This window comes from Nocardia cyriacigeorgica (assembly GCF_005863245.1).
GTDB classification, from domain to species: Bacteria; Actinomycetota; Actinomycetes; order Mycobacteriales; family Mycobacteriaceae; genus Nocardia; species Nocardia cyriacigeorgica_C.
On the sequence record NZ_VBUT01000002.1, the window covers coordinates 1 to 13,426 of the forward strand.

Here is a 13,426-nt window from a genome sequence, read left to right on the forward strand (position 1 = left end):
CCGTTGGTGAGCCCACCCTCACGCCCGAGGCCGCCGGAGATCGCGCCGCCGATGGCGCCGCCGGCGGCGGATTGCCATACGGCGGTGAAGTCGTCGCGGGAGAGTTCGCGGTCGCCTTTGGCGGCCTGGATCAACCGGATCCCCAGATCCAGCCCGCCCTCTTCCAACGCACCGAGAGCGGCTTCTTTCACCACCCGCGAGACGATCCGCTGCAGCAGCTGTTTCATCAGCATGCGGATGGTGATCTGAGTGGCGACCCGGGCGGCGGCTCCGGCGGCGGCGCCGGCGGGGGCACCGACACCGGTGGCGGCGGCAGCCAGGGCGGCGGCCATTTCGACGGCGAAGATCACCAGTTGGGCGATGATCATCAGCTTGGTGTGTTCGATGTCGTTGGCGCCGTCATCGACCACATCGGCCTGGTCTTTCAACAACCCGGTCAGGGCGGAGAGGGCGCCGTCGTTGTTGCCGAGTTTCTTCCAGAACGCCTCGATCGCATCCGCGGTCTGCCCATCCAGCGCCGCGAGCAGTTGGTTGACTTGGCGTTGGGCGTCGTCGCCGAGGTCGTCGAGGGTGGTGGCGGCGGTGGTGTAAGCGTCGGCCATGCGCCGCATCGCGGTCTCGTCGCCCTCGGGCCAGTCACCCGCCCCGACGACGTACTTCGCGGCCCACTGCAACGCCTCTGGGATTTCGATTCCCACCCCGGCGCCCTCCCGTCTCGTTTTCGGTCACGAACCTATCGACACAGACATAGACGCGGCGAATCAGGTTTCGGTTCCATCCGATCGCGGGTGAGTTGCCGATCGTGGTCGATCTGGAGTTCACTCGGCAGCATGCCGCGACGCAGTCAGGAGGATCGGTCCCGGGCCACCAGGACGGCCTTGGAGGCGGCCGGCCTGCGACTGTTCACCGAGCGGGGGTTCGCCGGTACATCGGCGGAGGAGCTGGTGAGCGCGGCGGGGGTGACGCGCGGGGCCCTGCACCATCATTACGGCGACAAACGCGGGCTGTTCCTCGCGGTGCTCGAGCAGCTGGAGACCGACGCCACGGCCGAGGTCACCACGGCCATCGCAGCGGTCGACCCGGACGATCCGCTGACGGCCATGGCCACCGGTCTGGCGACGTTCCTGGAAATCTGCCGCCGCCCGTCCATGGTGCGCATCGCCCTCTCCGACGCCCCCGCGGTGCTCGGCTGGCAGGCCTGGCGAGAATTCGAGGCCCGACATGGTCTCGGGGTGATCATCGATCAGCTCGAACGTGCTCGCGAAGCCGGCCTGGTTCCCGAGATCCCGGTGCGGGTGCTGGCACAGCTGATCCTGAGCGCGGTGGCCGAGTCGGGCCTCATCGTCGCGCACGCCGACGATCCGGACACCGCGCGCCTGGAAGCTCAGCAGTCGCTGATGCTGCTGGTCGCGGGCATCCTGAAGACCGGGTGAGGCCATGGCCGGATCGAACGGCACTCCGCGACCCGCATGCCTGACGCCGCCTGTCACCCATTCGTGAAAGACTGAGCACGTGCGTTTGTACCGTGACCATGCCGTCGTGCTCCGCCAGCACAAGCTGGGCGAGGCCGATCGGATCGTCACATTGCTGACCAGGCAGAACGGTCTCGTCCGCGCGGTAGCCAAGGGTGTGCGGCGCACCAAATCGCGCTTCGGCGCCCGGCTGGAGCCGTTCGCCTACATCGACGTGCAGCTGCATCCAGGCCGCAACCTCGACACCATCACCCAGGTGCATACGGTCGAGGCCAATGCGGCGGGCATCATCGACGATTACGGTCGCTACACCACCGCCTGCGCGGTCCTGGAAACCGCCGAACGGCTGGCCGGTGAGGAACGCGCCCCCGCGGCCCGCCTGCACATCCTCACCGCGGGCGCGCTGCGCGCGATCGCCGCGGGCCAGCGCCCGCACGAACTGGTTCTCGACGCTTTCCTGTTGCGCGCCATGGGTTTCGCCGGTTGGGCGCCCGCGCTGGACGAATGCGCCCGCTGCGCCACTCCCGGCCCGCACCGCGCCTTCCACGTGGCGGCGGGCGGCGCGGTGTGCGTGCACTGCCGTCCGCCCGGCGCCGCGACACCCGGCCCCGGCGTGTTGGACCTGATGGTCGCTTTGCATCGCGGCGAATGGGACTTCGTCGACACCGTCCCCGACGCCACCCGCCGCCAGGCCAGCGGCCTGATCGCCGCACATCTGCAATGGCATCTGGAACGCCAGTTGCGGACGTTGCCGCTGATCGAGCGGTCCCGCCCGGCGAACAGCGCCGCCCTCGCCGGTTCCGTGGACCGAGTGGGCTGAGGACGACCCGCGACGTTCACACGTGCCGACCGGTCGGCTATCCGAACGCGATGTCGGCGCGTCCGAGCCATCGGGCAGGATAGAGCCGTGATCCTCCGCCGAGACTCCTCCGCCGGTTCGGGCAACGCTGTCGGGCCGGGGGAGACCCGTACTGTCCGCCCGCCGTCCCCGCATCCGTCCGGGGCGCGTCCGCCGCAGCTGCCGCCGGAGTTGGTGCCCAACCACGTCGCGCTGGTCATGGACGGTAACGGCCGCTGGGCGCAGGAACGTGGGCTGCCGCGCACGGCGGGCCATGAACGCGGCGAGGCGGTGCTCATGGACACCGTCGAGGGCTGCATCGAGATCGGCGTCAAGTGGCTGTCGGCGTATGCGTTCTCCACCGAGAACTGGCGGCGCAGCCCCGACGAGGTGCGCTTCCTGATGGGCTTCAATCGTGACGTCATCCGCCGCCGTCGCGACGAGATGCACGAGATGGGCGTGCGGGTGCGCTGGGCCGGGCGTAGGCCGCGGCTGTGGCGCAGCGTGATCAAGGAGCTGGAGACCGCCCAGGAGCTGACCAAGGACAACACCGTGATGACGCTCACCATGTGCGTCAACTACGGCGGTCGTGCCGAAATCGCCGATGCCGCACGGGAAATCGCGCGCCGGGTTGCGGCGGGGGAGATCGACCCGGAGAAGGTCGACGAGGCGACGGTCGCCCGTTACCTCGATGAACCGGATATGCCCGATGTGGACCTGTTCTTGCGGCCGTCGGGTGAGTTCCGCAGTTCGAACTTCTTGCTCTGGCAGTCCGCGTACGCCGAATTCGTCTACCAGGACACGCTGTTCCCCGACTTCGATCGGCGCAACCTGTGGGAAGCCTGCCTGGAGTACGCCAAGCGCGACCGCCGCTTCGGTGGCACCAAATGACCGGAGGGGATATGGATTCCGCACTCGAGCCCGACCTGGAGTTGCAGGCGCGGGCCGGCGCCTGTCTGTCGATGTACGACATCGATGTGCGGGTCGACAATGACGGATCGCTGCGATTCGACTATGAGGGCGCACTGTGCTCGCTGGGCGCGGTGAATCTGACCACCGGCCTGGACGTGCTGACGCTGACCTGCGTGCTGGCCTGGGACCGGCCGCTCAAACCGCAGCTGCACAAGCGGGTCGCCGAACGCAACAGCACCTTGCAGTTCGGTTCGATCGTGGTGATCGGGCACGGCAAGCTCGCCGATATCGTGCTGCGCTACACCTTCCCCGCCGCCGGTCTCGACGATCACGCACTGGCCACCATGCTGTTGCTGGTGCTGTCGGGCGCGGGGCAGGCGCGGCAGGGGCTGCTGCCCTGAGTCGAGCTCAGCTCGGCTGCGGACCGAACGGCAGCAGCGTGGCCACGCCGCGCACCGCGGCCTTCGGGTCGAAATCCCCGATCACCAACTGCTGCAACAGGAATCCGGGCAGGATGCCGAACAGTGCGACGGCGGTCGCCTCGATGTCGGTGTCCTCCGGTAACCAGCCGGCCTCCACCATGCGGCCGATGTACTCCGCCCACATATCGCGGATCCCGTTCATCGCCCCGCGCACATAGACGGCGGCGTCGGGATCGACCAATGCCAGCGACCACGCCTGCGGAGCCAGCCGCAGCCTGCCTTCGGGACCGGTCTGCGGCATGAGCCAGGCGAGGAGATGCTCGGCGACCTCGGCGGGGGAGGGGAGCGGATCGCGGCGTATCACCTCGGCCATCAGCTCGCGGACGTCGACGGTCGCGTTCGAGGCCAGCGCCGCCACCAGCTCGTCCTTGCTCTTGAAGTAGCGGTACACCGCTCCCGCGGAGAGCCCGGATTCGGCGAAGACGTCCTGCATGGAGGTGTTGTAGAAGCCCTTGCGGGAGAAGCAACGCTGCGCGGCCGCGACGATCTGCTGCCTGCGGCGTTCCAGGTGTTCTTCGCTGACTCGAGGCATGCCTCAAAAGTAAAACGAATATCCGTTCTTGACAACTCCGCACGCCGGTGCGACCGTAGGTGCATCAAAAAGAACGAGCCTCCGATTTACAGGAGAACGCCATGAACGTCACCCAGCGCGCCCTGGCCATCGGCGCAGGCGCAGCCTTGATCCAAGCGCTGATGTTGATCGCCTTCGCCTGGCCCGCCGCCAATATGGCTCCGAGGGACCTACCGGTAGCGGTGACGGGTCCGCAGGCGGCGATGGTCGCCGAACGGCTGGCCGCGCATGATCGCGACGCCTTCGAGATCACCACGACGCCCGATGAGAACGCGGCACGGGCCGCGATCACCGACCGCGAGGTCTACGGTGCGATCGTCACCGGCGGGGGAGCGCCTCGGGTGCTGATCGCCTCCGGTGCCAGCCCGGCCGTCGCCCAGCAGTTGACGCAGGTCGCGCAGCAGATGTCCGGAGTTCCGGCGCCGGCGGTCGAGGATCTGGTGGCCGCCGACCCCGATGATCCGCGCGGCGTCGGACTCGGTGCGATGGCGCTGCCGCTGGTGATGTCGGGTATCGCCGCGGGTGTGCTGCTGACGCTGCTGGTGCCGTCGGCGATGGGCCGGCTGGCCGGACTGGTGAGCTTCGCGGTGGCCGGTGGTCTGCTGAGCATGGTGATCGTGCAGGGCTGGCTGTCGCTGATCCCGGGCGACTACCTGGTGCTGTCCGCGGTGGCCGGTCTGGTGTCGTTCGCGGTGGCGGGCACCGTCGCCGGTCTCGCGACCGTGATCGGCCGCGCGGGCCTCGGCCTCGCCGCGCTGACCATGCTGTTGATCGGCAACCCGTTCTCCGCCGCGACCTCGGCGCCGGAACTGCTGCCGCAGCCGTGGGGCGCCATCGGTCAGTTGCTGCCGCCCGGTGCGGCCGCGTCGCTGCTGCGCTCGGTGGCCTTCTTCGACGGTGCGGGCGCGACGGGTCCGCTGGTGGTGCTGTTGGTCTGGGCCGGTCTGGCGGTGCTGCTGCTGGGCGTGGGTGCGATCCGCGAACGGCGCGGCTCGGGCGAGCAGGCCGCAGCGCCGGTTCCCGCGATGGCGGGCTGAGTGGTCGTCGCTGCTGGTACACCTTCCGCCCACCTCTGAGCGACAACTCGCGCGAGTTGTCGCTCAGAGGTGGGCGGAAGACTTTTCTGCCGGGGGTGGCACCGGACTGGATCGGCCGGGCGGACCACGGCGCTATCAGGTCGCCGACAACGCCGATCACTGTGCCGGCAAGAAGGTCAGCTGCGCGATTCGTCCGCGCAGGAACGGCAGGTGCCGAAGATTTCGAGGGTGTGACTGATCTCGGTGAAACCGTGCTTGTCGGCGATGGACTCGGCCCACGCCTCGACCGTCGGTCCCTCGACCTCGATGGTGCGGCCGCAGCGGCGGCACACCAGGTGATGGTGATGGCCGGTCGAGCACTGCCGGTAGATGGATTCGCCGGAGTCGGTGCGCAGCACATCGACCATGCCGGCGTCGGCGAGGGACTGGAGCGTGCGGTAGACCGTGGTCAGGCCGATGCCTTCGCCGCGACGACGCAGTTCGTCGTGCAATTCCTGGGCGGAACGGAATTCCTCGATATCACCGAGGAGCGCGGCGATCGCGCTGCGCTGGCGGGTACTGCGGATACCCACCGGCTTCTGCGAAACGACCAACTTGTCCGACACGATCAACCTTCCTCCACGTGCGCGACGGCATCGACGACGATATGGGCCAGATGGTCGTCGACGAGTTCGTAGAGCACTTCGCGTCCCGAACGTTCGCCGTGCACCACACCTGCCGACTTGAGAATGCGCAGATGCTGGCTGACCAGCGGCTGTGTGACGCCGAGCGCGTCGACCAACTCGTGCACGCAACGCGGCGACTCCCGCAGTTGTAGCACGATCGCGATGCGAACGGGGGCGGCGAGTGCGCGCAGCAGCTCACCGGCGTCCTCCAGGACGGTCCGGGTGGGGACCGGCGCGGGGGCGGGGGACCGATACGGGTTGTGCGGGTGAGCGGTGGCCGCCTCGGCAGTCATGGAACCATCTCCTTATTGGAAAGCGATCCCATTTTGATATGCACAGTTGCGCATGTCAAATAGCCATGCCGTGGTGGTGGAAACCTGGTTGTGGCGAGTCGATAGGCTGTAGCCAGTCGGCGGATCCAATACGTTGTACTTCGGCTACATCACAATGTATTGGGATCGGCCGCATGGGCCCGATCCGGCCGCCCGATTCCGACTCGTACTGGATGGAGAATTCTCGCGTGGCACCCAAGTCGAAGGTGGACACCGTTGCCAACCTCGCCAAGCGCCGGGGTCTGGTGTACCCGTGCGGTGAGATCTACGGAGGCACCAAGTCGGCCTGGGATTACGGCCCGCTCGGCGTCGAGCTGAAAGAGAACATCAAGAAGCAGTGGTGGCGGTCCATGGTCACCAGCCGCGAGGACGTCGTCGGTCTCGACTCCTCGGTGATCCTGCCGCGACAGGTCTGGGAAGCCTCCGGCCACGTCGCCACCTTCACCGACCCGCTGGTCGAATCGCTGCACACGCACAAGCGCTACCGCGCCGACCATCTGCTCGAGGCGTACGAGGAGAAGCACGGCCACCCGCCGGTCAACGGCCTGGCCGATATCAACGACCCCGAGACCGGCCAGCCCGGCAAGTGGACCGAACCGCGCAACTTCTCCGGTCTGCTCAAGACCTTCCTCGGCCCGGTCGACGACGAAGAAGGCCTGCACTACCTGCGCCCGGAGACCGCGCAGGGCATCTTCGTCAACTTCGCCAACGTGATGACCACCGCGCGTAAGAAGCCGCCGTTCGGCATCGCCCAGATCGGCAAGAGCTTCCGCAACGAGATCACCCCGGGCAACTTCATCTTCCGCACCCGCGAGTTCGAGCAGATGGAGATGGAGTTCTTCGTCAAGCCGGGTGAAGACGCCGAATGGCACAAGTACTGGATCGACACCCGCCTGTCCTGGTACACCGATCTCGGTATCGACCCCGACAACCTGCGGCTGTTCGAGCACCCGAAGGAAAAGCTGTCGCACTACTCGGCGGGCACCACCGACATCGAGTACCGCTTCCGCTTCCAGGGCGGCGAGTGGGGCGAGCTCGAGGGCATCGCCAACCGCACCGACTACGACCTGAAGACGCATTCGGAGCACTCCGGCACCGATCTGGTCTACTTCGACCAGAACACCAAGGAGCGCTACATCCCCTACGTCATCGAGCCCGCGGCCGGCCTGACCCGTTCGCTGATGGCGTTCCTGGTCGACGCCTACGCCGAGGACGAGGCGCCCAATGCCAAGGGTGGTGTGGACACTCGCACGGTGCTGCGGCTGGATCGCCGGTTGGCGCCGGTCAAGGCCGCGGTGCTGCCGCTCTCGCGTAACGCCGACCTGACGCCCAAGGCGAAAGACCTTGCCGCGCAGCTGCGTAAGTACTGGAACGTCGAGTTCGACGATGCCGGCGCGATCGGCCGCCGTTACCGCCGCCAGGACGAGATCGGCACCCCGTTCTGCATCACCGTCGACTTCGACACCCTCGACGACCAGGCCGTCACCATTCGTGAGCGCGATTCCATGGCGCAGGAGCGGATCGCGCTGGACCAGGTCGAGGGCTATCTGGCCAAGCACCTGCTGGGCGCCTGATCCGATCCGAAGGGCCGGTTACCGCGCTGCGGTAACCGGCCCTCGTGCGTTGTGCGTCAGCCGATTCCGCTGCTGGCGCCGCTGCCGGTGGACATGGACTGGATCAGTCCCATCAGCAGGGCCAGGACTCCGCCGTCGGCGTTGCCGCCGGCCGCGCTACCGGTGTTGACGTCGGTCCTGGTGGGGTGTTTGCGCATGTGTTCTCCTCATCGTGCAGTCGAGCGAGGGCTCGACGCTCCCGGTCGTGGGCGGGGCGCCCGCGGGAGTGTGACGGAGCGTATCGGCGATCGCGAAGCGAAACGGTGCATTTTCAAAAAATTGGCATCGGGAATCTGCCAAGGTGCCTTACCGGCTCGCACTCAGGCCGGGACGTCCCAGAAGGCCAGTTCGTGGCGCATGCCTTCGCGGAAGAAGCGTTCGGCGATGGCCGGATCGACATCGGTCTCGTCGAGCATGCGGGCGCAGCGGCGGGTGAGCGCCGCGAACTCGGGGTCGGCGTAGGTCTCGACCCAGCGGCGGTAGCGCGGCTCGGCGGGCGGGTTCTGGGCGAGGATGGCGCCGAGCGTCGAATAGCCCCACATACAGGGGTAGAGCGCGGCCAGGCCCTCGCCGTAGGAGGCGGCGGCGTCCAGCAGGAACCGGGTGTAGGCCGCGCACGGCTCACCTTTGACCGCCCCGTCGAGGTCGGCGCCGAACTCCGCGGCCAGTGAGCGGTGCAGTGACAGTTCCTCGTGGTAGGTGGAATGCGCCAGATCCACCAGGTCGCCGAGATGCGCCGCGGGCGCCTGCCAGGCCAGGCGGCTGAACACGCGAACGTAGTCCAGCAGGTACAGATAGTCCTGCTCCAGCCAGGAGCGGAACACCGGGTCCGGCAGGTCGCCGCGCGCGATTCCGGCGACCGTGGGGTGGGCCAGTTGCTCCTCGACCATCGGCCGGCCGAGTTCTTCCAGATGCGCCGCGAGACTCATGCCGACAGTCTCGCGCACGCGGGCGCCACGGCTGGACGCGGTGCCGTTCCGCGTGCTCCTCGGGTTCGGCCGAACTCCGCGTACGACTGTGGTCCGGTGGCCGGATGGCCCTGCCCGTGGCCTCCGCGCCGCGTCGATGCCGAACCGTAATGTTTTCGGGCCCCGTGGATTTGCGCGCGAACCGCTGTTGCCGCACGCTTGCGGGGTGCTGTGGGATGCGGGTGATGTGGTGCGGTTGCTGGCGCCGTCGGAACAACGATTCGTCCGGCACGGCACCTACACCGGACGGTCGGTGGCGGTCGCCGGCCGAGTCGATATTCCGGTGCTGCGCGCTGCCTTCGCCACGCTGCTGCGCGCGTATCCGGTATTGGTCTGCCGGATCGGGATCGACGAGTACGGGCGCGGATATCTGCTGCGGCCTGCGCGTTCCGGACCGGTCGAGCTGTGCGCGCGTGACGGCGATCCCACCGAACTCACGATGCCGGCCCTTCGTCTCGACCCGGCCGAGCAGTTGGCTTACCTCGACGTGGTGTGCGGACCCGGCGATCTGTCACGCGTGACAATGTATGTACACCACGGTGTTGCCGACGCCGCCCACTGCGTCGAATTGTTCGCACGATTCTGGGATTGCTACACCGACCAGATCAAGTGCGCGCCCAGGGCGATGGGACCGTTCGGCTATCCGATGCCGCTGGAATGGTATGCCGAGCAACGCGGCATCGCACGGCACTCGCATTCGGGGTTCGAAGACGTGGCCCGCCCGCTGCCGCCCGCGAATCCGGCGGGGGAAGACGATGGCCCCGGCGAGGGCGTTCTCGTCCGGCCGCGGCGGCTGCGCCTGGATCCCGCCGCCACCGCCCGCATCGTCGAGCTGAGCAAACTGCACCGAGTGAGCGTCAACGCGTTGCTGACGGCCGGGATGCTGCGGGCCTACGCCGCGACGGCGGGTCCGGGCGTCGCGGTACCTGTCGGCTGCCTCTATCCGGTGGATCTGCGGGCTCGGCTCGACCCGCCGGTCGCGGCCGCCGCAGGCACGAACATGGCCGGGCTCGCCGCGTTCACCGCAGAGGTCGACACCGCCGACTGCATTGTCGAACTGGCGCAACGCATCTCGGCCCGCCTGCGCAACGACCTCGACAGCGGAACCGTGCAGCAGTCGGTGCTGCACTTCCCGGATTACTTCGGCGACAACAGAATTCATTCACTCGCCGGGCATATCGCGATCACCAATACCGGAGTTGTCCCGCAGTTCCGTACTCCGGCCGGGGTGCACATCACCGACTACGAGATCGTCTACCTGTCGGCCCACCCCCGCCGCTCGCTGGGCCCCTCGGCCGCAGTCACCTTCCTCGCCTACACCTTCGCGGCCCGGCTCACCGTCGCCATCCTCGGCGGCCCCGACCCGGCCCACCTCTACGAGCGTGTGCACGCCGAGCTGACCGCCCCGATCCGTCCGGCGAGCGCACCGGCGATGAGCGGGCCGAGCTGACGCCGATCCCTACGAGTGGTGCTGCGATGCGGGCGGCTGCGTCGGCCCGCGTGCACCCCTCCCGGCGCCCAGCACGGACCGCGCACCGCACGTCCGGACTGGCCCAAATCGCCAGGGCAACAAGGGTACTGAGCCGCTATAGCGCTGGTAGCGGCGTTCAGAAGCGTCCGCCTCGACTGATCCGCCGCGAGCCGGAGGACCCACCGAACGATGGCGCCCGATACCCGCCGCCGTAACCGCGCCGGGAACCGCCCGCGGCTCCGCGGAGTAGTCCCTCGATCAGGATGCCGCCGAGGATGGCTCCCGCCTGCGCGCCTCCCGAGGGCGCGTGCCCGGCCTCCCAGGTCCGCACGCCGGCTTGGGCCTCGTGCAGGGCACGCCCGCCGAGGTCGGCGGCGGTGCGGGCATGGGTGAGGGCGGTGGCCGGATCGCTGTCGCGCAGGCTGGTCGCGCCGTCGAGGTGGCGTTGGGCTTCGGCGAGGCGGGTGCGGGCGGTGGCGTCGATACCGCCGCGGCGGGTGCTGATGTAGTCGGCGGCCGCGCGCACCCTGGCCCCGGCGTCGATGAGGGCTTGATCGAGCCGGCGACGCAGGTCCTCCGCCGCGAGTTTGCGGTCGGCGGCGGCAGCGAGGGCCCGATCGAGTTCGGCGTCTGCGGACAGCACGCGGTGGAAGGTGCCGAGCGGATCGGTGGCCGCCGCGCCCTGCGCCTCGTCGAGGACAGTGCGCGCGTTCGCGGTTGCCGATGCCAGCTCGGGGCCGCCATGGGCGGTGAGTTCGGCAGCCGCCGTGAGATCGCTGCGCAGTTCATCCAGGGCGGCGGGCAGACCGGCGCGCGCCTGCTCGATATTCGCCGCGGCGTGCAGGATTGCGTCGAGCAGCGTGCGCGCCTGGCCGATCGCGCCCTCCGCGGCCCGGATCGCCGCGACCGCGCCGCCCTGCTGACCGACCGGTTTTCGCAGCGCGTCGCGCCCGGCGTCGACAGTGGTTTCGGCGAAGGCGATCCGTTCGCGTGCCATCGCGACGTTGTCCCGGATCGAGGCGAGCACCTGCGGCGGATGCGCGGCGACGAGCCGATTGAGCTCCTCATCGGCGGCGGGCACCCGTCCGGTGAGGTCGACCAGATCACGCGTCAGCCCGTCCAGCCGATCGGCCGCGTTGATCAGCAGATCGCGCATGGCGTCGAAGGCGGCGACCTGCTCATCGAGTTCGCGGTCGGCCCGGCCGAGGGTGCCGATGAGTTCGAGTAGCAGGGCGCGCTGCTCGTCGGGCTTTTCCGGGATGGCGTCGTCGAGCCGTTGCCGAATCGCGAACGCCTGGGCCAGCGCTGTTTTCGCCTGGTCGAGGGCGGTGCGGAACGGGGTGACGGCGGTGTCGCCGAATTCCCCGGTGGCCAGTTCCAGCTCCTCGGCACTCGTGCGCACCGCATTGTCGATATCCACCAGCAGCTCCCGCGAACGGGCATCGAGGGCGGGTAACGGCAGCGCCGCCAACGCTGCGGTGTCGGTGGGATCGATGGTGCGGGCCCGTTCGAGTTCGGCGTGTTCGCGCCCGCGCCGCCGTATCCGGGTGAACACCACCAGCGCGCCGACGGCGCACACGATCAGCGCCCCGATGATCAGCACCGGAATCAGGGTCATCCCACCACCGGACATCGCCGACCCGAGACCCTCGGCGGCGGCCACACCCGCGGCGGCCCACCGGCTGTCGCGCAGCGCGGGTTCGACCTCGGTGGTGAGGATCCGGTCGAGCTCGGATTCGCTGACGCCGCTCGGCGGTGCACCGTCGAAGGCGTAGGCCCGATCGTCGACGGCCACCGCGAGCAGCAGATCGCGGTCGCCGAACCCGGATCGCTGCGCGGTCTGCGAGGCCCAGTTCTGTGGACTCAGCCCGGCGAAATCGCGCACGTAGTAGACCCACAACCGCACTTGATGGTCGGCGTAGAGCCGATCGACGGCGGCCCGCACCTCGGCCATGCCAGTAGGGCCGAGCGCATTCGCAGAATCGACCACGTAGGTGTCCATCCGAGCTGGTGCTTCTGCCCGCGCCGCCGACGCCGGAACCAGCGCCACCGACGCGCACGCCAGCAGTACACCGAGCACGACAAGCGACCAGCGACGAACCCGATGCAGCGCCATGGCGTCGAATCTATCGCGCACCAGTGCCGCATCGGTCGCGCTCGGTTCACGGGTCGCGCACCGCACCCACCCGGGCGACGGCAGGCAACGAGCAGGGTCCGGTCCGAGAAGGACGCCGACTGATCGAGGCACCGACGGGGATAGCATCGAGACCGTGGTCACCATCGACAGCACCTACACCGGTCACGTCTGCGCGGACTCGCCCGCCCAGCAGCGCGACGTCCCCGGCGCGCGGATCATCAAAATGTCGGTCGGGCCGATGGACAACAACAGTTACCTGGTGCAATGCACGACCACCGGCGACGCGGTGCTCATCGACGCCGCCAATGACGCCGACCGCCTCATCGCCCTGATCGATCAGGAAACCCCCGGCCTGGTCCGCCGCATCGTCACCACCCACCGGCACGCGGACCACTGGCAGGCACTCGCTCGAGTCGCCGCCGCCACCACGGCCGCGACCGCCGCGCACGCGCTGGACGCCGGGGAGCTACCCATCACGCCGACCGAGACCCTCGCCGATGGCGACACCCTGACCGTCGGCAAGCTGGACTTCGCGATCATCCACCTGACCGGCCACACCCCGGGCTCCATCGCCCTTGCCCTCACCGACGGTTCCGGCCGCACTCATCTGTTCACCGGTGATTCCCTGTTCCCGGGCGGGGTGGGCAAGACCCGCAGCCCGCAGGACTTCGCCACCCTCTACGCCGATGTCACCACCAAACTCTTCGACCGCTACCCCGATGACACCATCGTCTATCCGGGCCACGGCGACGACACCACCCTTGGCGCCGAACGGCCGCATCTGGGGGAGTGGAAGGAGCGGGGCTGGTAGTTCGCCCCGATCGTTAACGCGGACGAGCGCCGGTCCGAACCGGAAAAGCGGGCCCTCGCGAAAGAAAACGGGCGGGTAACCTCCGTTCGCTGTGCACTTTCGTGGCGCGAGCGTGCA

General features: G+C 68.6%; 15 protein-coding genes. 8 read left to right on the forward strand and 7 right to left on the reverse strand.

Annotated features, from left to right (window positions below; genetic code table 11):
- A partial coding sequence (locus FEK34_RS03255) for a hypothetical protein (RefSeq protein ID WP_138446395.1) occupies positions 1-698 on the reverse strand: 698 nt, incomplete at its 3' end.
- Positions 699-830: 132 nt separating this feature from the next.
- On the opposite strand from FEK34_RS03255, the gene FEK34_RS03260 reads away from it, so the two are divergent.
- The 4 genes from FEK34_RS03260 to FEK34_RS03275 all read left to right on the forward strand — a co-directional run bounded on the left by FEK34_RS03260 (position 831) and on the right by FEK34_RS03275 (position 3,623).
- Positions 831-1,433, forward strand: a complete 603-nt coding sequence (locus FEK34_RS03260; RefSeq protein WP_138446396.1) for a TetR/AcrR family transcriptional regulator — start codon at positions 831-833, stop codon at positions 1,431-1,433.
- Positions 1,434-1,512: 79 nt separating this feature from the next.
- Complete coding sequence (gene recO, locus FEK34_RS03265) at positions 1,513-2,292, forward strand: DNA repair protein RecO (RefSeq protein WP_138446397.1); 780 nt, start codon at positions 1,513-1,515, stop codon at positions 2,290-2,292.
- 87 nt (positions 2,293-2,379) lie between these two features.
- Positions 2,380-3,201, forward strand: a complete 822-nt coding sequence (locus FEK34_RS03270; protein WP_138446398.1) for an isoprenyl transferase — start codon at positions 2,380-2,382, stop codon at positions 3,199-3,201.
- Positions 3,198-3,623: a YbjN domain-containing protein gene (locus tag FEK34_RS03275; protein ID WP_036534807.1), complete on the forward strand. Its 426-nt coding sequence runs from the start codon at positions 3,198-3,200 to the stop codon at positions 3,621-3,623. Before FEK34_RS03270 ends, FEK34_RS03275 begins: the two co-directional genes overlap by 4 nt.
- A gap of 7 nt (positions 3,624-3,630) precedes the next feature.
- Here the strand turns inward: FEK34_RS03275 and FEK34_RS03280 are convergent, their stop codons facing one another.
- Positions 3,631-4,236, reverse strand: coding sequence for a TetR/AcrR family transcriptional regulator (locus FEK34_RS03280; protein ID WP_138446399.1), 606 nt, complete (start codon positions 4,234-4,236; stop codon positions 3,631-3,633).
- Positions 4,237-4,337: 101 nt separating this feature from the next.
- On the opposite strand from FEK34_RS03280, the gene FEK34_RS03285 reads away from it, so the two are divergent.
- Positions 4,338-5,312, forward strand: a complete 975-nt coding sequence (locus FEK34_RS03285) for an ABC transporter permease (protein ID WP_138446400.1) — start codon at positions 4,338-4,340, stop codon at positions 5,310-5,312.
- A gap of 176 nt (positions 5,313-5,488) precedes the next feature.
- Here the strand turns inward: FEK34_RS03285 and FEK34_RS03290 are convergent, their stop codons facing one another.
- Both FEK34_RS03290 and FEK34_RS03295 read right to left on the reverse strand, forming a co-directional pair.
- Positions 5,489-5,917: a Fur family transcriptional regulator gene (locus FEK34_RS03290; RefSeq protein WP_138446401.1), complete on the reverse strand. Its 429-nt coding sequence runs from the start codon at positions 5,915-5,917 to the stop codon at positions 5,489-5,491.
- A 2-nt stretch (positions 5,918-5,919) separates the two neighbouring features.
- The gene (locus FEK34_RS03295; RefSeq protein WP_036534814.1) at positions 5,920-6,270 is read right to left on the reverse strand and encodes an ArsR/SmtB family transcription factor; all 351 of its coding nucleotides are present in this window, start codon (positions 6,268-6,270) and stop codon (positions 5,920-5,922) included.
- A gap of 212 nt (positions 6,271-6,482) precedes the next feature.
- On the opposite strand from FEK34_RS03295, the gene FEK34_RS03300 reads away from it, so the two are divergent.
- Positions 6,483-7,883 carry a glycine--tRNA ligase gene (locus tag FEK34_RS03300; RefSeq protein ID WP_171048067.1) on the forward strand — a complete coding sequence of 467 codons (1,401 nt, stop codon included), beginning with the start codon at positions 6,483-6,485 and terminating at the stop codon, positions 7,881-7,883.
- A gap of 56 nt (positions 7,884-7,939) precedes the next feature.
- On the opposite strand, the gene FEK34_RS29870 is transcribed toward FEK34_RS03300, so the two are convergent.
- Together FEK34_RS29870 and FEK34_RS03305 are read right to left on the reverse strand one after the other, a co-directional pair.
- Entirely contained in the window at positions 7,940-8,080 is a 141-nt protein-coding gene (locus FEK34_RS29870) for a hypothetical protein (RefSeq protein WP_156090805.1), read from the reverse strand.
- A 162-nt stretch (positions 8,081-8,242) separates the two neighbouring features.
- A complete protein-coding gene (locus tag FEK34_RS03305) occupies positions 8,243-8,851 on the reverse strand; it encodes a TenA family protein (RefSeq protein ID WP_138446403.1) in 609 nt (202 codons plus the stop codon).
- 205 nt (positions 8,852-9,056) lie between these two features.
- Here FEK34_RS03305 and FEK34_RS03310 point away from each other — a divergent pair, with 205 nt between their 5' ends.
- Entirely contained in the window at positions 9,057-10,340 is a 1,284-nt protein-coding gene (locus tag FEK34_RS03310; protein WP_249358768.1) for a phthiocerol/phthiodiolone dimycocerosyl transferase family protein, read from the forward strand.
- 157 nt (positions 10,341-10,497) lie between these two features.
- On the opposite strand, the gene FEK34_RS03315 is transcribed toward FEK34_RS03310, so the two are convergent.
- Positions 10,498-12,477 carry a TPM domain-containing protein gene (locus FEK34_RS03315; protein ID WP_138446405.1) on the reverse strand — a complete coding sequence of 660 codons (1,980 nt, stop codon included), beginning with the start codon at positions 12,475-12,477 and terminating at the stop codon, positions 10,498-10,500.
- A 154-nt stretch (positions 12,478-12,631) separates the two neighbouring features.
- On the opposite strand from FEK34_RS03315, the gene FEK34_RS03320 reads away from it, so the two are divergent.
- Positions 12,632-13,309, forward strand: a complete 678-nt coding sequence (locus FEK34_RS03320) for an MBL fold metallo-hydrolase (protein ID WP_138446406.1) — start codon at positions 12,632-12,634, stop codon at positions 13,307-13,309.
- Positions 13,310-13,426 lie beyond the last annotated feature (117 nt).